The 22450-nt window shown below is 67.8% G+C and carries 24 protein-coding genes and 1 pseudogene; 16 read left to right on the top strand and 9 right to left on the bottom strand.

From position 1 onward, the window contains the following. Positions 1–5: 5 nt before the first annotated feature. Positions 6–1370 carry a hypothetical protein gene (locus WCE37_RS05365; RefSeq protein WP_343278441.1) on the bottom strand — a complete coding sequence of 455 codons (1365 nt, stop codon included), beginning with the start codon at positions 1368–1370 and terminating at the stop codon, positions 6–8. 169 nt (positions 1371–1539) lie between these two features. On the opposite strand from WCE37_RS05365, the gene WCE37_RS05370 reads away from it, so the two are divergent. Further along, positions 1540–3087 carry a VCBS repeat-containing protein gene (locus WCE37_RS05370; RefSeq protein WP_343278443.1) on the top strand — a complete coding sequence of 516 codons (1548 nt, stop codon included), beginning with the start codon at positions 1540–1542 and terminating at the stop codon, positions 3085–3087. A gap of 8 nt (positions 3088–3095) precedes the next feature. Here WCE37_RS05370 and WCE37_RS05375 read toward each other — a convergent pair whose 3' ends face one another. Further along, positions 3096–4262, bottom strand: coding sequence for a GGDEF domain-containing protein (locus WCE37_RS05375; protein ID WP_343278445.1), 1167 nt, complete (start codon positions 4260–4262; stop codon positions 3096–3098). A 209-nt stretch (positions 4263–4471) separates the two neighbouring features. Here WCE37_RS05375 and WCE37_RS05380 point away from each other — a divergent pair, with 209 nt between their 5' ends. Next, a complete protein-coding gene (locus tag WCE37_RS05380; protein WP_343278446.1) occupies positions 4472–5503 on the top strand; it encodes a GGDEF domain-containing protein in 1032 nt (343 codons plus the stop codon). A 55-nt stretch (positions 5504–5558) separates the two neighbouring features. Here WCE37_RS05380 and WCE37_RS05385 read toward each other — a convergent pair whose 3' ends face one another. The 3 genes from WCE37_RS05385 to WCE37_RS05395 form a co-directional block, all read right to left on the bottom strand. Continuing rightward, positions 5559–6134 carry a lipocalin family protein gene (locus WCE37_RS05385; RefSeq protein ID WP_343278447.1) on the bottom strand — a complete coding sequence of 192 codons (576 nt, stop codon included), beginning with the start codon at positions 6132–6134 and terminating at the stop codon, positions 5559–5561. A gap of 113 nt (positions 6135–6247) precedes the next feature. Next, positions 6248–7045: a hypothetical protein gene (locus WCE37_RS05390; protein WP_343278448.1), complete on the bottom strand. Its 798-nt coding sequence runs from the start codon at positions 7043–7045 to the stop codon at positions 6248–6250. Positions 7046–7151: 106 nt separating this feature from the next. Next, on the bottom strand, positions 7152–7892 hold the full coding sequence (locus WCE37_RS05395) for a hypothetical protein (RefSeq protein ID WP_343278449.1): 741 nt from the start codon (positions 7890–7892) through the stop codon (positions 7152–7154). Positions 7893–8084: 192 nt separating this feature from the next. Between WCE37_RS05395 and WCE37_RS05400 the strand changes: the two genes are divergently transcribed. From WCE37_RS05400 to WCE37_RS05455, 12 genes and pseudogenes are all read left to right on the top strand, one after another. Beyond that, positions 8085–8645: a hypothetical protein gene (locus WCE37_RS05400; RefSeq protein ID WP_343278450.1), complete on the top strand. Its 561-nt coding sequence runs from the start codon at positions 8085–8087 to the stop codon at positions 8643–8645. Positions 8646–8723: 78 nt separating this feature from the next. After that, positions 8724–9422, top strand: coding sequence for an SIMPL domain-containing protein (locus WCE37_RS05405; RefSeq protein ID WP_343278451.1), 699 nt, complete (start codon positions 8724–8726; stop codon positions 9420–9422). Positions 9423–9666: 244 nt separating this feature from the next. Further along, entirely contained in the window at positions 9667–9999 is a 333-nt protein-coding gene (locus tag WCE37_RS05410; protein WP_343278452.1) for an N-acetylmuramoyl-L-alanine amidase, read from the top strand. Then, positions 9953–10381, top strand: a complete 429-nt coding sequence (locus WCE37_RS05415) for a hypothetical protein (RefSeq protein WP_343278453.1) — start codon at positions 9953–9955, stop codon at positions 10379–10381. Before WCE37_RS05410 ends, WCE37_RS05415 begins: the two co-directional genes overlap by 47 nt. Positions 10382–10606: 225 nt before the next feature. Beyond that, positions 10607–10906, top strand: coding sequence for a HigA family addiction module antitoxin (locus tag WCE37_RS05420; protein WP_343278454.1), 300 nt, complete (start codon positions 10607–10609; stop codon positions 10904–10906). A 193-nt stretch (positions 10907–11099) separates the two neighbouring features. Beyond that, positions 11100–11342: a hypothetical protein gene (locus WCE37_RS05425; RefSeq protein ID WP_343278455.1), complete on the top strand. Its 243-nt coding sequence runs from the start codon at positions 11100–11102 to the stop codon at positions 11340–11342. After that, positions 11339–11752 (top strand): hypothetical protein, encoded by a 414-nt coding sequence (locus WCE37_RS05430; protein ID WP_343278456.1) that lies wholly within the window; start codon positions 11339–11341, stop codon positions 11750–11752. Before WCE37_RS05425 ends, WCE37_RS05430 begins: the two co-directional genes overlap by 4 nt. Before the next feature lie 65 nt (positions 11753–11817). Further along, positions 11818–12078, top strand: coding sequence for a hypothetical protein (locus WCE37_RS05435; RefSeq protein WP_343278457.1), 261 nt, complete (start codon positions 11818–11820; stop codon positions 12076–12078). Between the two features lie 261 nt (positions 12079–12339). Next, positions 12340–13986: a VCBS repeat-containing protein gene (locus WCE37_RS05440; protein ID WP_343278458.1), complete on the top strand. Its 1647-nt coding sequence runs from the start codon at positions 12340–12342 to the stop codon at positions 13984–13986. A 37-nt stretch (positions 13987–14023) separates the two neighbouring features. After that, positions 14024–14326, top strand: a complete 303-nt coding sequence (locus tag WCE37_RS05445) for a hypothetical protein (RefSeq protein WP_343278459.1) — start codon at positions 14024–14026, stop codon at positions 14324–14326. Positions 14327–14752: 426 nt separating this feature from the next. After that, complete coding sequence (locus tag WCE37_RS05450) at positions 14753–15919, top strand: Fic family protein (protein WP_343278460.1); 1167 nt, start codon at positions 14753–14755, stop codon at positions 15917–15919. Between the two features lie 86 nt (positions 15920–16005). Beyond that, positions 16006–16116, top strand: a pseudogene (locus tag WCE37_RS05455) (IS481 family transposase); the annotation flags it as partial. A 37-nt stretch (positions 16117–16153) separates the two neighbouring features. On the opposite strand, the gene WCE37_RS05460 reads toward WCE37_RS05455, so the two are convergent. Then, positions 16154–17239, bottom strand: coding sequence for a hypothetical protein (locus tag WCE37_RS05460; RefSeq protein ID WP_343278461.1), 1086 nt, complete (start codon positions 17237–17239; stop codon positions 16154–16156). A gap of 175 nt (positions 17240–17414) precedes the next feature. Further along, positions 17415–18314 (bottom strand): restriction endonuclease, encoded by a 900-nt coding sequence (locus WCE37_RS05465; RefSeq protein WP_343278462.1) that lies wholly within the window; start codon positions 18312–18314, stop codon positions 17415–17417. Between the two features lie 144 nt (positions 18315–18458). Between WCE37_RS05465 and WCE37_RS05470 the strand changes: the two genes are divergently transcribed. Further along, positions 18459–18881, top strand: coding sequence for a hypothetical protein (locus WCE37_RS05470; protein WP_343278463.1), 423 nt, complete (start codon positions 18459–18461; stop codon positions 18879–18881). 27 nt (positions 18882–18908) lie between these two features. Here WCE37_RS05470 and WCE37_RS05475 read toward each other — a convergent pair whose 3' ends face one another. Beyond that, complete coding sequence (locus tag WCE37_RS05475) at positions 18909–19100, bottom strand: hypothetical protein (protein ID WP_343278464.1); 192 nt, start codon at positions 19098–19100, stop codon at positions 18909–18911. 271 nt (positions 19101–19371) lie between these two features. Then, a complete protein-coding gene (locus WCE37_RS05480; protein WP_343278465.1) occupies positions 19372–20646 on the bottom strand; it encodes an endonuclease/exonuclease/phosphatase family protein in 1275 nt (424 codons plus the stop codon). 268 nt (positions 20647–20914) lie between these two features. Between WCE37_RS05480 and WCE37_RS05485 the strand changes: the two genes are divergently transcribed. After that, complete coding sequence (locus WCE37_RS05485; protein ID WP_343278466.1) at positions 20915–22429, top strand: VCBS repeat-containing protein; 1515 nt, start codon at positions 20915–20917, stop codon at positions 22427–22429. Positions 22430–22450: the final 21 nt, after the last annotated feature.

Genomic DNA, 22450 nt, shown 5'->3' on the forward strand with positions numbered 1-22450 from the left:
GCCGACTAATGTACGGCAATCCGCCAGGCCGTTCGCGGCGTGGACAGGCGTGTCCCGAGTCCGCTGAAGACCACCGCCCCGCTGTCGGCATCCCATTCGAAGGGGGCCTGGTCGTAGGGGCTGCGTAGCGACGCGTCGCGCACGGCGGCCGCCATATCGTCGCGCTGCGTGCCGGCGCCGCGCAGGGTCGCGGCCAGCAGCAGGGCGCGCCGTTCGCCTTCGAGATCGGCTGTCCGCGCGATGTAGTTCACATAGCCCGGCGGCTCCATGGACACCAGCGCGCTGCCGGCCAGGTTGTAAGGACGCAGCCGCGGCAGCGACTTGTCATGCTGCCCGGGCAGCCCATCCAGCGCCTGGGCGACGTCCGGGTACGGCAGCTCGGACATCGCGCCCAGCTCCACCAGGCGCGCGGCGAACAGGTTGAGCGTTGCCTGCTCCTGGAACAGGGGGCGCTGCAAGCGCTCGGCCAGCCCCCGGGCCGAACCGGCCTGCGCTTCGGGCGCCATGACCATGCGCAGCGAGGCAGCGATGACCTGCCACTCTCCGCCAAGGACGCGCGCAAGGGAGCGCTCGGCCAGGGTCAGCGGCTGTCGCCAGGACGGCGGCACGGCGGCGTTGGCAAGCTCCTGCGGAAGCTCGCGCAGGGCCAGGTTGCCGAACGCGAAATTGCGCCTTGCCGCAGCCACCGCGACCATCTTCGAAATCAACAGGTCGGACGACGCCAGCACCTCGCGCCAGAACACAAGATCCTGCTCCAGTAGATCCCGCACCGCCGCGGGATCCCGCGCCTGCGCAGATTGCCACGCGGCGAGCAGGTGCAGCTTCTGGCCCTCCAGGGCGTGCAGGTAGTCGGCCAGAGGCGCGTTGGCATCGCCAGGAATCGCCTCCCGCCAGGCCACGGTGGCGAGCATGCGGCGGTACCGGTCCAGCAACCACTGCTCCGACGCCAGCCACTGCGCCAGCGCGCCTGGATCGGCGTCCAGTGCCTTCGCGCATGCCCGGTCGTCCTCGCGGCATGCCGCGGCCAGGGCAACGACCCCCGGGCTCCGCGCGGCCCGATAATCCACATTCCTTCCGGGCAACGACGGATTCCCGTCCGCGGCCGATGTTGAAACGAAGGTTTCGATGTATGCATTGCGGGCGCCGCCCAGTGCCACCGGATCCACGTCCGTGCCGGCGGCCATGCCCAGCGCATGGATGTAGCCGTTGGCGGCATCGGCCAGCAGCGGGCGATCACGCTTCATGGCGACCAGTTGCTCGGCGTCTGCCGACGGCGGCTCGTCGTGCCGGTTGATGCCCAACAGTGCCAGGTACGCGATCACGGGCAGCGCCACCAGCGCCGCCACCGCCCACGCAATCGACTGCATCATGCCTCTTGCTTTCATTGGCTGCTGCCTTGTGCCGTGCCCACGTCCATGACGCCGTCGGATCGCCATTCGTGACCCGCGGCTTGTATTCTTGCCCGGGGGTAACAGGAAAGGGGCTGTTGGATCCTGCCTGTTGCGACGCGCCGTACATCCATCTATCGGGCAAAACATCATGAATGCTGCCAGTCTTCTCGCGGTGGCGCTCGCGCTGTCCGCGCCTGCCGCACACGCCGCCTACAACCTGGCAGCGCCGGAAATCCATGCCATCGGAAGCTGGGCCGACGCCGCCGCGGTCGGCGACGTCAACGGTGACGGGCGCGACGACGTGGTGGTCTCGACCACGTATTACTTCGACGAAGCGAACGACTACCAGCTGCTGGTCTACCTGCAGCAGGCCGATGGCACCGTGGCCGAGCCGCTGCGGTTCCCCTACGGCTACGCGAGCACGACCGGGCTTGCGATCGGCAACCTGGACCGGGACGCCGCGCAGGAGATCGTCCTGGGACATGGCGGCGGGATCATGATCATCGACTGGGACCAGGCCCGCCTGCGTCCGGTCGTGCGTTCGACCATGCACGCCCATGACACGCCCCTGCGGGTGAATGACGTCGTGCTGCTGGATGCCGACCGCGACGGCGCACTGGATGTCGTCGCCCACGCCTGGAGCGAAGGTGCCGTCATCTACATGGGCAACGGCGAAGGCGGCATCCGTGAATCCGTGTCCCTGCCGACGCCCGCCGATGGCTACAACGACCTCGACGTCGGTGATTTCAACGGCGACGGACACCTGGACTTCGTGGTGCAGTCCGGCCAGGGCATCACCAATGCCTACGTCTATTTCAACAATGGCACACCGGCGTTCGCGGGGCCGCTGGTCATCGATCCCACCGAAGGGGTCTGGGGTGGCGACGCCGTTGGCGTCGGCGATTTCAACAACGACGGCCGCGACGACCTTGCCATCTCCAGCGGCCACGCCGAAGTGAAGCTGTACCTCCAGGATGACACCGGCGCGCTGGTCTACCACCGCACGCTCGCGACCGCGGAATACCCCAACGCGATGCTGGGCCGCGACCTCGACCTCGACGGCCGCGACGACCTGCTGATCCTGCACGGAGGCGGCGCGATCAGCTTCTTCCTGCAGGGCGCCACCGGCCTTGAACCCGGGCCGGTGCTCAACGGCCCCTATGCCACCCACCACAACACGCAGGGCATGGGCATCGGCGACCTGGACGGCGATGGCTGCCCCGACGTGGCCGTGGCGAACTACAACGCCGGGCTGGTCATCCACAGGGGCCAGGGCTGCAGCACCGTTGCCGACCTCGCGATCGACGCGCGGCTGGACGAGGGACTGCTGTCCCTGCACCTCGCCAACCTGGGCGAGCGCAGCGCCGAAGCGGTGGAAACCCGGGTCACGATCAAGGTCTCGGCGGGCCAGCTCGCCGACGCCACGGTGTCCTGTCCGGTCGAGCATCGCGATGCGGGCTCGATCCGCTTCACGTGCAGCCGTGCGGTATTGGCCGGCAATGACAGCGAGTGGATGCATGTGCCGCTGCGGATCACCGCGCAGGACCGCCGCGCGCAGGTCTCGGTGTCGGCCATGACGACCACGCTCACCCACGAGGTGGAGCTGGCCAACAACGCCGACACCGCCTCGCGCCGCGTCGCCCCCGGGCTGCCCGCGCCTGCACTGCAGAAGCCCGTCAACAGGGCGAAGCCCTGAGGCCGGGGCTAGCCCGTGCCGGCGACCCGGGTCTGGTCTCGCCCCTCGCGCTTGGCCCTGTACAGGGCCGCATCGGCCCTGGCGACCGCCTGCGCGAGATCCACCCCGACCGGCCATTCCGCCACGCCGATGCTGGTGGTGACCCAGAGCCGCGATTCGTCGAAGGCGAACGGCCTGTCGGCCACTGCCGCCCGCAGGCGCTCAGCCGCCGCGCCGGCCTGCGCCAGGCCCGAGGCATCCAGCAGCACCAGGAACTCTTCGCCGCCCCAGCGCGCCAGCGGTGTACCGGCGCGCAGCGTGCCACCCAGGCGGCTGGAGACCGCACGCAGCACCTCGTCGCCGCGCTCGTGGCCGTGGGTGTCGTTGATCGGCTTGAAATGGTCGACATCCAGCAGCAGCACCACCGGCCGGCGTCCACGCGCGAGCACGTCGGCCTGCCAGGCCGGCGCGCGTTGGAGCAGCGCGCGGCGCGTCATCAGGCCGGTGAGTTCGTCGGTATCGGCGTACCTGCGCAGCCGGTGGTACAGCCGCGCATTGGCAAGGTTGAACACCAGCACTCCGACCAGCAGCGGCAGAAGCGCGTAGAGCACGGCATAACCGGCCAGGAACGGCGGCTCGACGTACAGCAGGCTGCGGTGTTCGGGTCCGTCGTGGCGCAGCGCCGCGTACAACGCGAACATCCAGGTGCCGGCATAGACCAGCAGTGTCACCGCCACCGCGGCCTCGGCGGCATTGCGCGGTGCCACCAGCGCCCGGCGCACTGTCCAGGCAATTCCAAGCGACACCACCAGGCACAGCACATGGAAGGTGAGCGCGAAGCTGCGCGGCCCCGCCGTCCAGGCCAGCAGCAGCGCCGCGCACGGCACCGCGACCTCCAGCAGCAGGCGGGGCATGCGGGTCGGCCGCGCACCGACCAGCTGGCGCAGCGCGCGGTAGATCACCGCCGTGCCCACCACCGCCGCCAGTGCGAGCGTGAGGATGGGCCAGCGCAATCCGGGATCGGACAGTCCGCTGTTCACCAGGCCCGCCCCGAGCAGGCCAAAGCCCAGCGCGCAGCGCGACAGCGCACCGCGGTGCAGGTATTCGCCCTGCGCCGCGACCAGCATCATCAGCGCGGCAGCCCAGGCGCCGAATCCACCGATGACGTAGCTGAACAGCATGTCGTTTACTTGCATGGTCCCCGGGTCCAAGGCGGCAGGGGCGTCAAACGCTGCGCCTGCAGGCCGGGGAAGTGCCATGCAACAACCGTGCCAGTACCGCGCGCCGCCGGGGCCGACCAGCCTTGACGCTGTCTCCCGGACCTTCATCTAACCTAGGCCGCCAGCAGTCCGGAGACCGGCAAAAGCCACGACCGGCGCACCCGTTCCGGACATCACGCGCTGCGATGACGAACCCCCTCATGTGGAAGGAAAGGATCAAGGCCGACTTCCACCTCGGCATCGTCATGCTGTTCAGCACCATCACCATCCTGGTGGTGGTTCCTTTCTCGATCCGCCGTTTCCTGGTGGACGAGCCCGTGGCGGGCACGCTGGGGCTGCTCATCATGGCCTGCATCGCATCGGGCGCGGCCCATGCCTGGCGCACCGGCCGCACCAATGGCGCCTCCAACTTCATCGCGGCGATGTACTGCGTGTTCTGCGTGGGCATCGTGCGCGAGGTGCAGCCGTCGGGCGTGCTGTGGGTGTTCCCGGTGCTGGTGGCCAACTTCCTGCTCGTCAGCCGCGTGCGCGCCCTGCTGCTGTCCTCGGTCGTGATCGCAGGCGTGCTGATCGGCGACGACGACCTGGCCACCGCCGTCGACCAGCTCACCTTCCTTGCAACCGCGCTCATGGTCAGCCTGTTCTCGTTCGTGTTCGCGTCGCGCACCGAAATCCAGCGCGCGCGGCTCCAGGCGGCCGCCCTGCGCGATCCCCTGACCGGCGCCGGCAACCGCCGCGGGCTCGATGCCGAGCTCGACATCGCCATGGCAGCAAGCACCCGCAGCGGTGAACCGCTCGGCTTCCTGGTCTTCGACATCGACCTGTTCAAGCGGGTAAACGACAGCTTGGGCCACGAGGCCGGCGACCAGGTCCTGCGCGCCATCGCCGCGCTGGTGCAGGCCAGGACGCGCGCGCAGGACCGGTTCTACCGCCTTGGCGGCGAGGAGTTCGGGCTGCTGCTCCCCGGCACCGGCCCCGACGCGCTCCGCGAGGTCGCTGAAAAGCTGCGCCAGGCGGTGGAACGCGAGGTGCAGTGCGGCGGGATCCCGGTCACCATTTCGCTTGGCGCAGCGCCCTTTCGCCCCAGCGAAACTGCCGCCGAGTGGCTGTCGCGCGCCGACGCCGCGATGTACGAGGCCAAGCGCAGCGGCCGCAACCGCACGGTCATGGCCGCAACGGCGCCGCTGCGGGCTCGTGCCGATACCGGCCAGCGCTGAAGCACACCGTTCGCACCGCTCGCTCCACTTCCCCGGCTCCAGCAGGAGTCCGTGCTCACCGCTCTCCGGACTGCGGCGTCGTCAGCACCCGGTCCACCGGGTAGCCCATCGCGCGCGCCTGCGCGAGCAGGCCTTCGAGGACCGCCGGGTCCAACCGGGGCGAACGCGAGAGGATCCACAGGTAGTCCGCCTTCGGCGCGCCCACCATCGCCCACTGGTAGTCGGCCTCATCCAGCGCGATCACCCAGTAGTCGCCCCACACCGCCGGCAGCCACGACAGCCAGGCCGGCGCGAAGCGGACCTCGAGCGTGGACGTGCGGCCATCGACCATGCGCGCGACGCCCTCCGCCTCCTGCAGGCCGCCGTCCTCGCGGCGGCAGCGATTGACCACGGCCACGGTCCCGTCGGCGTTGAGCTCATAGTTGGCGGTGGTGTCCGAGGCGCACTTGCGCTGGAAGTACATCGGCAGGCGCGCCTGCTCGTACCACGTACCCGCGTAGCGTTCGAGGTCGACGCTGGCGACCGGCACGTTGGGCAGCGTGCCTGGACCGGGCGCGTCGGGCCGCACCGGCGCACCGCCGGTGCAGGCAACGAGGGTGGCGGCCAACAGCAGAAAAGGAACCTGGCGCATGGGCGATGACCGTGATGGAAGAAGCGGCATCGTACGGGCAGCGACATGACGACGGCATCGGCGACGGGGCTGAGTGCGCCGGCAGGACCATCGGGCGAGAACGGTGCCCCGGGTCAGTTCGCCGCGGGATCCGGGATCTCGACCTCGCCGCCCCACTGGGTGAAATGGGTGGTGCTGGTCGCCGTGAATCCGGCAGCGCCGGCCGTTGCCTGCTGCAGGATGACGCGGCCCGGTTCCTCCATCCAGAGCGTCATGGCATGGACCGTGGCGCCGCCCCAGTTGAACGGCGCCGCCGCGCTCACCTTGGCCAGGTTCCGGGACGTGCCGTCAGGCAGCTCGACGTCGCCCCACGGCCCGACCTCCCACAGCGGGGCCGCCGCGATCATCAGGCGCCCCACCTCCGGTGCGGTCGCTTCGCGCCACGCCTCGACGATGCCGAAGGCGGCCTCCATTCCCGGCACCGTCGGGTCGGCCTTGATCCAGCCCGTGTCGCCGAAGTCGACCCACGCCGCGCCGCCGGTGCTGGTCATCCGCACACCGCTGTCGAGCTCGGCGTAGGCCTCGTACTCGTCCCCCATGCGCCACACCATGCGCGACGATCCGGTCTCGGATGTCATCTCGCTGGCGCCGGAACCGGCAAAGGCGAGATAGTCGACAAGGCAGTCGGCCAGGTCATGGGCGGTGATGCTCGCGCCCTCGGCCAGTGAGAGCACGCCGCAGGACGCGGGTCCGGCCTCCCGTGCAGGCGCCGTACCCGCGGGTGCAGCCGGTGATGCGGACGTGGCCGCCGCAGAAGCGCCAGCCGCCTCCGACCCCGCCGCGTCGTCCGGCGCCGCGTTGCCGCCGCAGCCTGCCAGTGCCACTGCGAGGACGCCGCTTCCAATGCGTGCCAACCAGATCCAATTCGTCATGTATTTGCTCCTTGCGTCGTGTCCGGGCCGGATGGACACCTCCTCGGCCATGATGCCAGCGGCCGGCGTGCGGTATGCCGCGCTCCCGCGTTTGCGCAGGCGGCAGTCAGTACGCCAGTTCCCGGATCAGCTCCACCTTGCCCCGGGGCTGCCGACGGGTGAGCAGGAACATGCGTACGGCGTGGTAACTGCCGCCCTTGGCGGTGTCGGACGAGGCGAGCAGCATGTCTTCGATACCGTCGCCGTCGAAGTCACCGCGCGCCACCAGGCTCACCGCCTGCTCCTGGGCGGGATCGCCGTAGCGTGCGCACTGCGTTCCGCAGGGCGAGAACTCCGTCAGCGGTCCGAAGAGCGCCTGCCTCCATGTGGCATGTGGGCGCTCGGCCGCGATCTGCTCCGCCTCCGAACCCGAGGTGATCATGGCCACCTGCCACGGCAGGCGGTCCGGCAGGCCTTCGTCGAACGCGAGCGTGCGCAGGTGCGAGATCGCGGCCGGCTGCGCCGCCAGCGCCAGCGTCATGGCTTGGCAGTCCAGCGCCCGCGCCTGGAAAATCATCAGCGTCGTCCCGCCCGCGAGTGGCCGAGGCCGCAGGTCCGCGATCTCCAGGTAGTCGCGGCAGGATTCGAGCGCCATGGGCGTGCGCTCTCCGTCCGCAGACTCGCCTTGTACATCGATGGCATCGGGCCACGGTCGGGACAGCAGCTGTTCAACCCCGTCGCGCGCCAGCGGCGTCGCGTCAGCGCCATCGAACCACTCGACGCCATGGCGGACACCAGCGGCGTTCGATGCGACACACGCGCCTGCCGTCATGAGCAACGCGGCACACAGTGTGGCGGCGCGGATCATCCGTGCGTCCTGTCCATGCATTTCATCCCTGTCGGCAAGAATCTTCCACTTCCTTCTATCACGGCTTAGAACTCACGCACGCGCACAGCACCCGGTGCGCGCCGACTGCTCGTCGTTACCGGGCGACGTCGCGCGTTGCCGGACGCCGCGGGGTTTCGCGTTAAGGTCTGCTCACGCACCCCGGAGAACATCATGGAACGATCCGCCGCTGCCTGCCTGGCCGCCCTGTTCGGCATGGCCTTGGCCACCACGGCCTGCGCGCCTTCGGCCGACGAGGCCGCGACCGCCACCGCGCCCTCCGCGTCGTCCAACGCCACCAACGCGAAGGACAGCGCTGCCCGCCCAACCGCCCTGACCAACGCCAACCTCGAGGCCTACGGCCGCGCACTCGCCAAGCAGGCCGAAATCATCCGTCGCCCCGGCCGCGGCACCCACTACGGCGTGACCATAAGCATCCACGACCTCGATGGTGAAACCGGCGAAGTGCTGGAAGCCGCCGGCATGACGGTCGACGAGTACCGCGCCGTGGAGCAGCAGGTCGAGCCGGTGTTCACCATCCTCAACTTCAAGGGCGAGATCGGCCCGCCGCGCTCGATCGACCTGGAGGCCGCGCCGGAGTGGAAGGCGAAGCTGGAAGGCGATCCCTTCGCCACCCTGCCGCCCGAATCGGCCGCCGCGCTCCGCCGCAGCATGGACACGCTGGTGCCGCTCTGGAGCGACGTGATCGGACTGACGGCGCAGCACGGGCGCTGACGGCGCTGCACTGGGCCGCGCACATCACCTGCACATTTCTCGCATTCAACAACACGAGCCACCGCCATGCGCCCATGGATGATCGCCGCCCTCCTTCCGCTGTTCTCCGCCGTTGCCCTGGCCGGCACGCCACTCCCGGACGCACCGCACGTGGTCGTCCAGGGCGAAGGTCTGGTCAGCGTCGCGCCCGACTCGGCCACCGTGTCCATGGTCGCGCGCCACCGCTCAGCGGATGCAGGCGAAGCCAAGCACCTGGTCGACCGCGCGGTCGCTGCCTTGCTCAAGGTCGCGCCCGACTACGACGTGGCAGCCGACGACATCACCGCCTCCGACCTCGCGTTGCGCGAGACCGAGGACTACGACGACAACGACCGCCTCCTGCCCACGACCCACATCGCCAGCCGCGAAGTGAAGGTGCGCATCGATGACCTCGAGCGGCTGGGTGCGTGGATGGACGCCGCGCTGGCAGCGGGCTTCACCGATGTCTCGGACGTCAGCTTCAAGTCCAGCCAGGAAGCCCGCCTGCGCGAAGACGCCCGGGCGCAGGCGGTGGCGGATGCCCGCGAGAAGGCCGGCGGCCTGGCCGTGGCCTTTGGCGGCCGGCTCGGGCCGGTGTACAGCATCAACAGCCTGAACTCGATGCAGGCGGATGGCTACGGGAACACGACGCTGGATCGCATCCAGGTAACGGGTTCACGCATGGACAGTGGGCGGTACCTGCAGCCCAGGATCGACTTCACCGAGCGGGTTTCGGCGGTGTTTGAAATCGTGCGGTAAGCCGGAGTCCCTGGTGCAGGCGAAGCGACCCTCGCAGCGCAGAGCCTCGGAGCACGCATTGAACTTCACTCCGGGAAGTCCCTACGCGGATTCGCGACCATGGCGAGGTTTCTGGACGCCAGAACAGACTAGGCTCGGCATTGCCCCAGGGGGCCATTGCACCAAGCGTTGATGCCCCCTCGCGGACGACCGGCGCGAACTCGATGCCGCACGCAATGGCCAGACTGAATGGCGTGGCCCCGCCGTGCGCGCCGTCAGCCGGATCGAATCCAGCCGGCCCTACCCGGAACGCTATCCGGGCAACGCCGACAGCATCGGCATCGAAGTGGTCGGCCGCTATCACCCGGCGACGCAGCGCTGGGACGAGCCGACGCCCGAACAGGCCGCCGCAATCAACCGCCTGATGGAATCCCTGCAGCGCAACTTTGGACTGACCGACGAGGATGTTTACGAACATGACGCAATTTCACGCAAGACACCCGGCGAAGGCGCCGGCCTTTACGCACCTGCCGCGCCCGGCCTGGCTCCTGATGCTGGCGATGCTGGTCGCGTGCCAGCCGCAGGCCCGCAACGATAGCGCCAGCCCCCGGGCATCTGATTCCCTGACAGACGTCAACGTGCTGGAAATTTCACCGGCCCGCTACCAACCCACAGACGCTTCCCGGGCATCCCAGGCCGAAGCGGACGCATGTGGTGCCTGGTCGCTCGACCATCATCAGGCAGAGGCCTTCTTTGGCCTGAGCGAGCAGCTTCCGGAAGGCCGGCTCCACGACTTCCACTGGCTGCCGTGCTCGATCAACGGCCGCCTGCAGGCCGAAGGCCGCGAGTGGACATTCGAGATCAATGGCGCGGGCACCAGCACCTGGCGCTCCGGTGAGGATGTCCGCCTGCTGGGGTGCTCGCGCAGCGCGTGCGAGCCACTGGTGATCCTCATGCCGGAAATCGTCTCCGAAAACTGAGCGGCGGCGGCGTCAAGACCAACTACCGGCTCTGCCAGCCCATCGGTCGGTCGAATGATCCGCAACTTGAAATGTTACGACAAACGTAATACGGTGCACGTAATGATCCAGTCCTTCCGCTGCCGGCACACGCAAGCGTTGTTCGCCGGGCGAAGCCCACGGCCGTTCCGCGCGATCCGCGAAACGGCCGACGTCGAGATCGTCGATTACCACTGAGATACCGCCATGACCCGTCCCATCAATGCCATGCGTGCCATCCATCCCGGCGAGATCCTGCGCGAGGAGTTCCTGGCACCGCTGGGCCTGAGCGCCAATGCCCTGGCCATCGCCTTGGGCGTGCCGGCCACGCGCATCCACGAGATCGTCAACGAGCGCCGCGGCATCACCGCGGATACCGCCGCGCGCCTGGCGCGCCACTTCGGCGGCGATGCCGCCTCGTGGTTGGCGCTGCAGAATGTCTACGATCTGAAAACACTTGCCACGCTGGCCGAGATCGAGCGCACGGTGCGTCCGCGCGCGGCGTAGCCAGCGTAACACTGCGCCAAACAGCAATTCCGAACCGATGTGCAGCACGTACTCGCTGGATGTCCGCACGCGCCAGCGCTAATGCGGCATGCGTCGGCAAAGCCGCTGCTTCGCATATAGTTTTGAGGCGCGCCAGACGGCGCGAGGCATCAAGTTCCATCTCACTGACTGCGAGCCCGACATGCGTCCATGGATGATTGCCGCCCTCCTCCCCCTGCTGTCCGCCACCGCGCTGGCCGGCACCCCGCTCCCCAACGCCTCGCACGTTGTCGTCCAAGGCGAAAACAGCCTCAACTCGATGCAGTCACACGGCTACGGCAACACCACGCGGGACCGCATCGAAGTCACCGGCTCGCGCATCGACAGCGGCCGCTACCTGCAGCCGACGATCGACTTCACCGAGCGGGTGTCGGCGGTGTTCGAGATCAAGCGGTGAATCGACAGGTGCGCGACGAGCCGAGCATCGGCTCGGTCGACGTGAGTGACATCGAATTCCGCAAGCCGCGCCCCAGGTCGCAACCGGAAGACGCACCCCCGTACGCGGGCTTGTGGTGGCGCATCGCACTTGGCATTTTCGTCGGCCTGCTGGCGCACAGCATCGTGACTGGGCTGTACGTGCGCTGGGAAATCTACAAAGGTCTCCAGGCTATCGGCGTGGAGTTCGACAAGTTCGAGAAAGAGCTGAAGGACACGCTGGCAGCGCCACCTCCGGCGCGCCCGGCTACACCGCGCCGGCCACACCAGCGCACGCTCCGGCCGTTGGCTACCGGCGAACGCTGCGTCGGTGGCAAGCGGTTCCGCGAAGTCCCGAACGGGTGGGTGCAGCTGGACGAGCGTTGCCGCTGAAGTGGCGCCGCTCAGGGTTTTCCCCATAAGTCTCCGCAAGGACTCCGGGCGACAGCCAGATCCAGATGACGCAGCAGATCTACAACACCGAGACCGGCGAGGTGTATTTCACCAACAACGGCGAGGGTGTCGACGACGGCGAGCACTACTGGAGCCTGGCGATCCGCACCGACCCGGCTGTAAGCCACGAGGACCTCGGCCAACGCGGCACGCTGGTGATGAAGGACACGGAAGTCGCCGAGGCGATGGTCGCGGAGATGCGGGAGCAAGGCATCGACGCGAACCTGGGCGACGACGGCCTGACGATCACCTACGACTGGGCGTGAGCCCTACCCGGAAATCTCCCGCACCGCCCGCACCGCCCGCTCCACTTCCTCACTCGTATTCACCAGGCTCGGCGCCAGCCGGGCATAGGCGGCCGCCCACTGGTGCTCGTAGGCGTGGAAGCCGAGCGCAGGTTGCGCTTGGGGCTGTCGGGGTTCTCCGCCCAGTCGGGACGTTGGCATCGGTGCGGCGCGGCGGCAGACGGGAAGTGGCCGCCCCACCAAGGGGCTGTATGCTTCCCGCGGGGATCAGGGGAGCGGACGATGTCGATGAATGACACCGATGACCGGGCACGTGGCGCGCGGCACCGGGCGGTATCGCAGAACAGCCATCGGAAATCCACCAACAGTGGGCGGATCAAGGCCATACGTGGATGCACCGCCTTCCTCGCCCTGGCGCTGTGTTTCGCAGCGCTTCCGGCCCTGGCCGCGTTCGGGCCCGGCGAACAACTCTTTCCCGGCATCATCGCCGATGCCATCGCCGTCGGGGACGTCGATGGCGACGGTCGGGACGACATCGTCATGTTGGTCCGCGGCAACGGTAACGAGCCGACTACGGTCAGGATTTCGCTGCAGCGCCCGGATGGCACCCTGGAAACCCCGGCCACGGTCGCCCTGGACGATCCACCGTTGTTCAACGAGGTCATCCGCCTGGTGGACATGACCGCGGACGGCCTTCCGGACATCGTGGTCGGCGCGTACGACGGCGTCTGGGTACTGACCAATCGCGGAGGCCTGCAATTCACGACGCAGGTGGTGTTCGCCGAACCCGTCAGCGACCTCGCCGCGGACGACTTCGACGGCGACGGCCATCGCGACCTCATTGCCGCCTCGTCCGGAAGCTTCGTCATCCTCCACGGCGATGGCGCCGGTGGAGTAAGTAAAGCGACGTCCTACCCCGGCTACCTCATGTCTTACTTCCAGCTGGTGGATGCCGAAGGCGACGGGGACCTCGACATCGCCTTCCTGGAAGACGACAGGATCCGGATCCTTGAGCGGGACGCGACGGGCTTCACCGGCGCCAGCCGCTCGAGCGTGGTTCCCATTCGCGGCGAAATGCCTTCCACGCCCGCCTTTGCCGACTTCAACGGCGACGGCCTGGTGGACTACGCCATCGGCAAGCACACAAACTCGTACTTCAACCCCGTCGTCGCGCTGGTCATACAGAGGCCAGGCGGACGGTTCCAGCAGCTCCCCTCGCTCCGGACCCTGGACCTCCCCGACAACCTGTTCTTCCACGACCTCGACGGAGACGGCGACCTCGACCTGATCGTGCCGCATCCCGGCTGGGGTGACATCAGCGTGTACAGGTCGAACGGTCGCAACCTGCAGATCGAGGAGCGATATTCCAGCTATTCGGCGCGTTCGCCCCATGCGATGGACAAGGGCGACCTCAACGGCGACGGCCTTCTGGACATCGTGTCCGCGAGCCATATCGGCGGACTCCAGCTCCTTCCGGGGCGCGCGGACGTTCCGGGAGCGGACCCGCGCGTCAGGGCCACCGTGGATGCAGCCGCCGCCACCATTCGGCTGGGCAATGACGGCGATCGCATCACCACGGCGTCCGTCTTCCTCGAGGTCGACCTCGAGGCGCGTCGCGGCGGCGTCCAGGCCGGCAAGCTGCCACAGGGGTGCGACACCCAGCCGTGGGACAACGCGGGCGTCCGCATCACGTGCTTCCTGCCACCGCTCGCAGCGGGGGCGGACCTGCCGCTGGTACTGCCACTTGCGGGCATCGACGCCAATTCGCTCAATCACGTATGGGTCGACGCGAGACTCTTTGCCGGGGAGGACGTCCGACCCGACAACAACCGTTCGCGCACACGGGGGCTCGTGCTGCCTGGCGCGAAGCGCGCCACAAGTCTCAAGCCCACATCGGGCCAGGCGCCAGTGGCTCGTACGCGGCGATAGCCGTCGCTGCCGCCACGCCCTGTCCTGAGGACTACACATGGATCGTCGCCGCTTCCTTGGCGTGAGTGGAGCTGCCGCCGCGTCGCCGATGTTGTCCGCATTCGGCACACCCACCACGGCAAACGCCACGGCGACGTTGTCCAAGCGTGTGAACTTTGCGTCCGACGGGCTTGGGCTCAGCCCCGCCGAGTACGCAGCCCTGCTGGGCGAGGTCGTGGCAGAGGACGGCTTCGAACCCGACTACTACTCACAGGGCGGCGTCATCCGTGAACTGGAGCGCAAGTTCGCCCGGCTGCTCGGCGCGGCGCCCTGCCCCACGCCTGGCCGGCGGCCGCGTTAGCCCTGCGGTTCGTCGACGGCTACCTGGAGGACTACGCGAAATCCTGGCAGGTCGCTGACGGCTTGATTGCACTGCTGCAGGACGACAGCCGGTTCTCGTTCGAGAAGCTCCCGCAGGGCACCAGCCGTTTCTTCATGACAGCGACAGGGGTCGCGCCGGACCTCCTCCGCGAGCGTCTCGCAAAGCATGGCGTTGCCCTGTCCCGCGGCCATCCGGACACCGGCCGGTTCGCGTGGAGGTGAACGCGACGCTGCTGCGGGTATCGGCGGAAACCCTGGCCCGGCAGTTCATCGAAGCGACTGGTGGTCGGACAGATTGATCAGAGCGGGAACGCGCCTCACAAGGTTGAACAAGTGGTTTCGTTATTCAACGATGCCGGCTTATAGTTTAATAACAGCCTAGCCTATTAAACCCTGGCTCACCCTCATGCGCAGATCCGACGTCGCCCCGAAGCTGCATTCCCACCTGGTCAAGTGCGACGACCTCCCACATTGCCACGCGCTGGTCGCCCCGCCCACCCTGCGCCGGTTGCCCGAGGGGGCCGCGGTCGGCCGGGAGCTTTCAGAGGCGATGCTGGCGCTGGAACGGCTGAAGGCCACCACTCGCCACCTGCCCAACGTGGACATGATCACGCGCACCTTGGCACGTCGCGAAGCGGTGCAGAGCTCGCAGATCGAAGGCACGCGCACGCAGCTGCAGGAGCTGTTCGAGTACGAGGCCACGCACTCCAGCGACGGCCTGCCCGCCGACGCCACGGTGACGGAACGCTACGTACAGGCACTGGATCTCGGCCTCGGCGCCGTCCGCCGGGCCGGCGCCCGCCAGGCGCTGGACCTGGACCTGGTGCGGGCGATGCACCGCACCCTGATGCAGGACGCGCCCGCAGCCGTGCGTCCCGGCCAGTTCCGGGACATCCAGGCATGGATCGGCAGCGGGCGGATCGAGAACGCCACGTTCGTTCCCGCACCGCCCGCGCGGATCACCGCGTGCATGGAAGAGCTTGAAGCCTCAATGCTCCAGTACGCACCCCGCGAGGATGAACAGTGGACCCTGTCGCCGGTGGCGCAGATCGCCATCGCGCACGCGCAGTTCGAAACCATCCACCCCTTCGCCGACGGCAACGGCCGCACCGGGCGCCTGCTCATGCCGGTCATGCTGGCGGCCGAGGGCTATCCGCCCCTGTACCTGTCCGGCACCCTGCTGCGGCACAGGCGCGCGTACTACGATGCCTTGGCTGACATCCAGCTGCGCTGGGACTGGAGCCCATGGCTGAGACTGCTCGGCCGCGCCGTGACCGAGTCCTGCGACAGCGCGATTGCGATCGCCAACGACCTCGAATTGATCCGGGCGGACTGGGCGGGCCGACTCGGCGGGCTGCGAGCCGATGCCACCGCGCACCTGCTGCCAACCTACCTGCTGGGCCACCCGGTCGTCACCGTCAACAAGCTGGCCGATGCGCACGGTATCTCGTTCGTGGCCGCCAGCCGCGCCATCAACCAGCTGGTGGAGCGGAAAATCCTGACGGAACCGACACAGCGCAGGAACCGGGTGTTCCATGCCGCGGAGGTGCTTGCGCGGCTGGAGCGCGAGTAGCTCGCCGGGGACGACCATCGCGTTCTCGTGCAGGCGGAAAGCCAACCGTAAGCTTCCCCAATCCGCAGACACCCCATAAGTAGCCTCGCTGGCTGCACCAGTACAACTGGCACCGGCCGCACGCCAGCCTTGGCTACCAACCCCCAATCAGCCGCATCCAGCTTCCACTGAACAACGTCCTGGGTTTACACAGCTAGCCGTTGGCAGCAAGCGGCTTCGCCGAGTGACAAGACCCTACCTCAGCTTCAGCTCACTCCGGTCCCTGAGCACCAGCTGCGGAATCCCGTCCCTCTGGCCGACCTCGGCGAACGCGCAAACGTCGCGGCCTTCCAGGCCCTGCTCAAGCAAAGCGAGAAACTCGGAGCGCGTGTCCTGCCAGATCACAAGGTCCACCCGCTGCCGGGAAGGGAACGCTTGTCCCATCGTGATGAACACCGGCCGCCCGCGCACGTCATCGCGAATGCCGACCCGAACCACGGGTCCCGCTATCGCGACCACCTTGCCTACATGGTCTCGGGCCATCCCCCAGGGAAGCGGTTGCCCACAGGAGCTGCCTGCCAATGAAGGCGCAGGCTGGGCACGTGTGGCTGCTGCCTGATCATTCGACGGGACGCGGCCTTGGAACACCAGGACCAGCACCACAACAAGCAGCAGCGTGAACGCCCAGATCGTGGTCTTCATGATGTTTGTCTCCCTCTCCAGCATCTTGACCTGCAGCTGGGCCTGCTCAAGCTCCTCAAGCCGCCTGCTCTCTTCCTGCGACAGCTTCCGGGTCTGCCTGGCCTGCACCAGCTCCGCCTTCAGCAGCTCGAGCTCCTTGCGCTCCTCCCCGTAGCTGGCGCGCTCCTCGGCAACCTTCAACTGCTGCGCCGTCTCCAGCTCACGGATTCGCTGTTCAAGGCTTCGCGAGTGCGACTCCTTCGATCGCTCGTCGCGAAGCAACAGACCGAGCAGCTCGGCGCACCGCAGTGCGTTGTCCCTTACATCCACGTTCGCGAACCGGATCACCCGCCAGCCCTGGGCCACCAGGCTTGCCTGCCGCCGCTGCCAGTCCAGGAAGTCGCTGCGCGACATCCCGTGGCCGGTGCCGCGCTTGTCGTACCCGTCCACCTCGATCGCGATCCGGACCCCCTCTCCTTCCTGGATCACAAAGTCGCAGTATCGGGTTCGTCCGTCATCGTCCATGAAACGGTACTGGGCGCTCAGCGCGCGGAAATCGAGTTCTCGGACGCGTGTCAGGACGTTCTGGACGAACATCTCTTCGTACAGGCTGCCCTTGAGGTGATGCCCGTTGCAGGCCAGCCAAACCGTGACATCCACTGCGTCCCCCTTGAACGCTGCCTACTGGGTGGATTCTCTCTCATTCCGCACGGTGACGGCCCCGCAATGCGCACAGGCGCGGTCCTGTGCAGCGTGAACCCGTTATCTGCAGCCGAGAATCGACTTCATCAAGTGGGCGCCGGCGGTGTCCGGGATTTCGCAGTAAGCCGGCGCGCTACTGCAGCACGCTTCGGCGGCGAGGATCGTCCGGGAGCTCCGGTGTAGATGCGCTGAGGATTTCCATCGATTCCGCGCTGCGGCGACGCTGATCCTCGATCTCCTGGGGTGTCGGCAGGTGGATCGTGGCCATAGGCGGTGCCCGGGTCGGGGACTCGTGCACCAGCGTCGAGTCGGCAGGGCCCTGCTGCCGGGTCGCCTGCGTCGTAGAAGCCTGCGGCTGTACCGGCGCAATGCTCCGGATGGCGCGCTGCAGAGCCGCGCTCATGAAGAACAGCAGCGCGATCGCCAGAATGAACTTGATCAGGATGGCAGCCAGCCCGGACCACGCGCCGGCGGCGACAATGGACATTCCGCATCGCTTTCCGCCGCCACGGATCCGGTCTTCAGCCGCGGACACCAGGCGCTCTGCGGCCCATGTGCCGAACGATCCGGACCTTTCCTTCCAGCGGTCATCACGTCCCGCAGGCGCCCATGCCCCCGCGGCTGGCCGGTTGAAACCGGCTCCCAGCATCCTTCGGAGATCGTCGCCATCGACCAACTGCACATGGCCGTGGCGCGTGGCCGCTTCGATCGCCGCGCGGGTGAATTCACCGCTGGTCACCACGATCGCACCGGTCGCCTGCTCGTTGACCATGATGCCGAGCAACTGGTGCACAGCGTTGTGCGGGACCTGATAGGCGTTCCAGTGCTTGCATTGGACGAGGATGGTCTCGCCGTCACGCCGGAGCCGGAGGTCGACCCCGCCGTCGAAGCGCGCAGCGCGACCGCCCGTGCCGCAGTGCTCCACCGCGTAGCTTTGGCCCCGGTAGTAGTCCGCCAGCAGGCGTTCGACCCGGGCCCAGTCCTCGCCGGCCAGTGCATCGTTCCGTCGTTCCCTGACGCGCTTCAGGCCCATGACCCATATCTCCATTTCCGTTGACGGTACACAAGCAGGTCGCATGCCATCGACGCCTGGAGCGGCGAGGTTCGCGGGGCGACGGAGCATCTCCAGTTCGATCTCTGGCAGAATCCGCACCTCCATGACAGGGGGGAGATGGGGATGAACAAGGTATTCAAGGCCGTGGCCGGCGCGAGCGTACTCATGCTGGCGGCCTGCGCGAGCACGGGCAACGATCGGGGCGCAGATGCGCCGCGCGGGGTGGAGACCCGTTCGATGGATGGCAGCTTCACCGGCGAGGTCATTGGCCAGGCCGCGCCCGGCAGCGGCTTCGCAAAGCTGCGCATCGGAATGACACCGCAGGAAGTGCAGGAGATCATGGATCGCGTGCCAGATCGCCATCACAGCTATGAATCCGGCAAGCGCTGGATCCCGTTCTATTACGGCAATGACGCACGTCGCATGCAGGTGCTCTACCGCGAGGAAGGCTGCCTGATCTTCACCGACGGCAACATCTGGGGCGGTGCGGGTGGCGACCTGGTGCAGATCGAGGTGGATCCCAGCGGGGCGTGCTATCAGCCCTGACATGGCTCCGGCGCCCTTGGGGCGGCGCTAGCTGCGTTCGCGCGAAGTCGGGCTGGTCTGGCCGTCACGCAACGCCAGCCGCTCCGGCGCGAGCGCACCGCTCCGCCAGGCCAGCTCCACCATCTCCTCGAAGAAGTCGATCTTCGCGCCCGCGCTCACATGGTCGGTACAGCAGCTGTTCAAGGCCGTCGTGCGCCAGCGGCGTCGCGTCAGGGCCATCCAATTGCAGCGCACAGGGTAACGTGGGCGGCACCCCTCGCCGGGCGCGAGTTGCTGGCGTCGGCTAGAGTGACCGCTGACAGAACCGACCCGCTCAATGGGGTCAAGCAACGGAGAAAGCGATTGAAGATCCAGCTGAACACAGATAACCAGATTGACGGCACCGACGCGCTTGAGGAGCGCGTGAGCGAGATGATCGAGCAGTACCTGGAGCGCTTTTCCACGCGCATCACCCGGCTCGAGGTGTTCCTGTCGGACAACAATTCGCCGGTCAAGGGCGGCCCTCACAACAAGCGCTGTGCGCTTGAAGCGCGCCCGCGCGACGGCGACCCGATCGGCGCCAGCCACCACGACGAAGACATGGAAAAGGCCATCCGCGGCGCCGCCGACAAGCTCCGCACCAAACTCGACGCCTGGGTGGAGAAACAGCGGGGCTACTGAGCCGCAGGTTTCCATCAAGCCAACTCCACCCAGTCGAGTCGCGGCGCCCCGCACGCAACGCGCCCATGGCGCCGACGGCTACTGCCCGCTCAGTCCAGCACCCCGCAAACGGCTCAGGCCCATCGATATCCACCCCCAGCACCCGCGCCATGCCCTCCTCGCTGCGGTCGGTGGTGAACTCCACCCACAGCGGCAGGTGGTCGCTCACGCGCGGTGAGACCTGGGCGCTGGACAGCTCCTGGTACACCGCGCCGGCGAAGTCGATGCAGCCGGCGCGGCCGCTGGGCTTCAGGCCGAAGTCCTCGCCCTGGAACCAGGCGATCTGGTCGTAGTGCTTGGCGGTCTTGCCGGTCGTGGTCTTGACCGTCTGCAGCGGCTCCGGCACCCACAGGCCGGTTTCGACGAAGGCGTCGAACAGCGGGTTGCCCTGGCGCTTGTCGATGTTGAAGTCGCCCAGCACCAGCAGGTTCGGCTCCTCGCGGCTCTGCCCGGCGCGGGCGCGGGCGCGCAGCTCCTGCGCGGTGTAGCGGGCGATGCGCTGCAGCTCGGGCAGGCGGTCGGCGGGGACGCTGCCGTAGCGGATGTGGACCGTGAGCAGGGTGAAGTGCTCGTTGGCGGCGCGGAAGCCGGCGATGAAGGGCGTGCGGTCGAACTGCTCGGGCAGGCCCTCGGGCGTGGGCGGCAGCACGATCTCGCCCGCCAGCCCCGACAGCACCACGCGCCGGGTGTCGTACAGATACGCCAGCCGCTCGGAGTTGCCCTTGTCGCCGCCGCTGACGTCGGTGAGCAGCACCGCCCAGTGCGGACCAAGGAACTGGTCCATCAGGTAGCGCAGCGCCGCAGTGTCGCGCAGCACCTCCTGCAGGGCGATCACGTCAAAGCAGCGGACCACCTCGGCGATCAGGGCCAGCGCCCGCAGGTTGCGCTTGGGGCTGCCGGGGTTCTCCGACCAGTCGGGATGGAAGCCGCCGAACTTCTGGATGTTCCAGGTGCCGACGATGACGTTGGCGTCGGTGCGGCGCGGCGGCAGCCCGGCTTGGGCGATGCGGCGGCGCAGGCGGACGATGTCTTCTGTCGTGGCGACGGAATACTGGGCATGGTCCATGGCCGACTCCCGCGCCTGCGGCGCTTCTGTCGGACAACGACGTCAGGTGGAGGGCACGGCCATTGCCGCACCCGCCGCATGTGAAGCCGGAGTCGCGTCAAGGCCTGAGCGGCGCCAGCGCGAATGCTTATACGGGTAAGCTACCGTGGCCGCGCGGGGAGCCGGTGGCCGACGCCGCGCGTCGGCATCGCATTGATGACAGGGGAAATCCAGAATGTACAAGCAGATGGCAGGCGCCATGATCTTATCGTGCGTGTGCGCGACCGCCATGGCCGATCATGGGTTCGAACTGGTCTCCGCGATCGCTCCCGCGGCGATCGACGCCCAGGCGGTGGCGGTGGGCGACGTGACCGGTGACGGCCTCGACGACGTGATCGTGCTCGGCGGCGGCGAGTCCCACTTCCGGAACCGCGTCATCCTCTACGCCCAGACCGCGACCGGATTCGCGCCGCCTGTCGCGATCGACTACCACCCCGAGCCGACCGACTACTACGCCAGGGGCACCGGCCTTGCACTCGCCGATCTTGACGACGACGACGACCTCGACATCCTCGTGCCCTACGGCGACTACCCGAACGGCGAGTTGGCCGTGCTCCGCAACGACGGCGGCGTGTTCACGATGGACGCATTTTTCACGACCGAGGTGCTGCGCGAAATGAGGTTCACCGATGTCAACGGTGATGGCCATGTGGACTTGGTGGGCAACGACAACTACGGCGACATCGCCGTTCTTCACGGCGACGGCAAAGCCGGGTTCAGCCAGACCACCTGGCATGGATACAACGCATACCCTTCGATCTTCCAACTGGCCGATATCGATGGCGACGGCAGGAAGGACCTCGTTTACCACGCCTGGGACGTGATCCAGGTCCGCCGCAACGAGGGCACGGGCTTTGCCGAGTCGCCCCGCACGCTGGCCCGGGCCAGCTTCTATGACAGGTTTGCGGTGGCCGACTTCAGGGGCAACGGCCGCATCGACATCGCGCACGCCAAGGGCTCCTGGCCGACGTACTCGGTCCTCCTCCGCCTGCAGGGCAGCGACGGCACGTACCGCCTGAAGCAGCCCCTTGGCGGAGGGAGACTGGTCAGCGTCGACGAAGTGCTGGCCACTGACCTGGATGGCGATGGCCGCCAGGACCTGCTGGTCTTCACCCGGAACTTCGACAGCGCACTGGTCGTCCGACTCGGGCGTCCGGGCGGTGGATTTTCTCCCGCAGTCGCACACGAGCTGGGCGAAACCGCGAGCTACGCCCTTGGCGACGTCAACGGCGATGGCCGCAAGGACATCGTGCTGCGCGAGGCCAATGGAAGCGTTTCCTACAGGGCCGGCCGCAACTCGTCGCTGGGGACCGACCTTGCGGTATTCACCGGCCTCAACGCAGGTGCGGCGGCGGTACGCGTGGAAAACCGCGGCACCTTGCAGGCCGGGGCCTACACGTTGACCTTCCGTCTCGAACCGCGCCTGGGGTCGGTCAGTGGTGGCACCCTGCCGGGCGACTGCACGTCCCAGGCTTGGAACGGCTACCTTGCGATCACCTGCCAGATGCCGGCGCTCGCAGCTGGCGCGCACCACGAGCGCCAGTTTCCCTTCGTTCTCACCACGTCGGCCGCGCAGACCATGGTCACGGGCACCGCGCGCGTGCTCTACGGCTGGCCGGAACTCCGCGCGGACAACAACGTTGCGAGTAAGCGGGTGCTGATCGAAACGCCAGTCGCTCCGACAACGCGGCAGCCCAAGACGCGTATCCCCAGGCCCGGACTGCTGCCAGCCGCGCATAGGTAACCACGTCGCGCGAAACCACGG

Origin of the sequence: Luteimonas sp. MJ250 (assembly GCF_039548455.1) — a bacterium.
GTDB lineage: Bacteria > Pseudomonadota > Gammaproteobacteria > Xanthomonadales > Xanthomonadaceae > Luteimonas.

Excerpts from the sequence above, each read along its gene's own strand:
- WCE37_RS05395 (WP_343278449.1), bottom strand. The coding sequence starts at position 7,892 with ATGATCCGCGCCGCCACACTGTGTGCCGCGTTGCTCATGACGGCAGGC.
- WCE37_RS05400 (WP_343278450.1), top strand. The coding sequence starts at position 8,085 with ATGGAACGATCCGCCGCTGCCTGCCTGGCCGCCCTGTTCGGCATGGCC.
- WCE37_RS05485 (WP_343278466.1), top strand. The coding sequence starts at position 20,915 with ATGGCCGATCATGGGTTCGAACTGGTCTCCGCGATCGCTCCCGCGGCG.
- WCE37_RS05420 (WP_343278454.1), top strand. The coding sequence starts at position 10,607 with ATGACCCGTCCCATCAATGCCATGCGTGCCATCCATCCCGGCGAGATC.
- WCE37_RS05450 (WP_343278460.1), top strand. The coding sequence starts at position 14,753 with ATGCGCAGATCCGACGTCGCCCCGAAGCTGCATTCCCACCTGGTCAAG.
- WCE37_RS05425 (WP_343278455.1), top strand. The coding sequence starts at position 11,100 with ATGATTGCCGCCCTCCTCCCCCTGCTGTCCGCCACCGCGCTGGCCGGC.
- WCE37_RS05465 (WP_343278462.1), bottom strand. The coding sequence starts at position 18,314 with ATGGGCCTGAAGCGCGTCAGGGAACGACGGAACGATGCACTGGCCGGC.
- WCE37_RS05440 (WP_343278458.1), top strand. The coding sequence starts at position 12,340 with ATGTCGATGAATGACACCGATGACCGGGCACGTGGCGCGCGGCACCGG.
- WCE37_RS05390 (WP_343278448.1), bottom strand. The coding sequence starts at position 7,045 with ATGACGAATTGGATCTGGTTGGCACGCATTGGAAGCGGCGTCCTCGCA.
- WCE37_RS05375 (WP_343278445.1), bottom strand. The coding sequence starts at position 4,262 with ATGCAAGTAAACGACATGCTGTTCAGCTACGTCATCGGTGGATTCGGC.
- WCE37_RS05445 (WP_343278459.1), top strand. The coding sequence starts at position 14,024 with ATGGATCGTCGCCGCTTCCTTGGCGTGAGTGGAGCTGCCGCCGCGTCG.
- WCE37_RS05475 (WP_343278464.1), bottom strand. The coding sequence starts at position 19,100 with ATGGCCCTGACGCGACGCCGCTGGCGCACGACGGCCTTGAACAGCTGC.
- WCE37_RS05380 (WP_343278446.1), top strand. The coding sequence starts at position 4,472 with ATGACGAACCCCCTCATGTGGAAGGAAAGGATCAAGGCCGACTTCCAC.
- WCE37_RS05415 (WP_343278453.1), top strand. The coding sequence starts at position 9,953 with ATGCTGGCGATGCTGGTCGCGTGCCAGCCGCAGGCCCGCAACGATAGC.
- WCE37_RS05435 (WP_343278457.1), top strand. The coding sequence starts at position 11,818 with ATGACGCAGCAGATCTACAACACCGAGACCGGCGAGGTGTATTTCACC.
- WCE37_RS05370 (WP_343278443.1), top strand. The coding sequence starts at position 1,540 with ATGAATGCTGCCAGTCTTCTCGCGGTGGCGCTCGCGCTGTCCGCGCCT.
- WCE37_RS05365 (WP_343278441.1), bottom strand. The coding sequence starts at position 1,370 with ATGATGCAGTCGATTGCGTGGGCGGTGGCGGCGCTGGTGGCGCTGCCC.
- WCE37_RS05385 (WP_343278447.1), bottom strand. The coding sequence starts at position 6,134 with ATGCGCCAGGTTCCTTTTCTGCTGTTGGCCGCCACCCTCGTTGCCTGC.
- WCE37_RS05405 (WP_343278451.1), top strand. The coding sequence starts at position 8,724 with ATGATCGCCGCCCTCCTTCCGCTGTTCTCCGCCGTTGCCCTGGCCGGC.
- WCE37_RS05470 (WP_343278463.1), top strand. The coding sequence starts at position 18,459 with ATGAACAAGGTATTCAAGGCCGTGGCCGGCGCGAGCGTACTCATGCTG.
- WCE37_RS05480 (WP_343278465.1), bottom strand. The coding sequence starts at position 20,646 with ATGGACCATGCCCAGTATTCCGTCGCCACGACAGAAGACATCGTCCGC.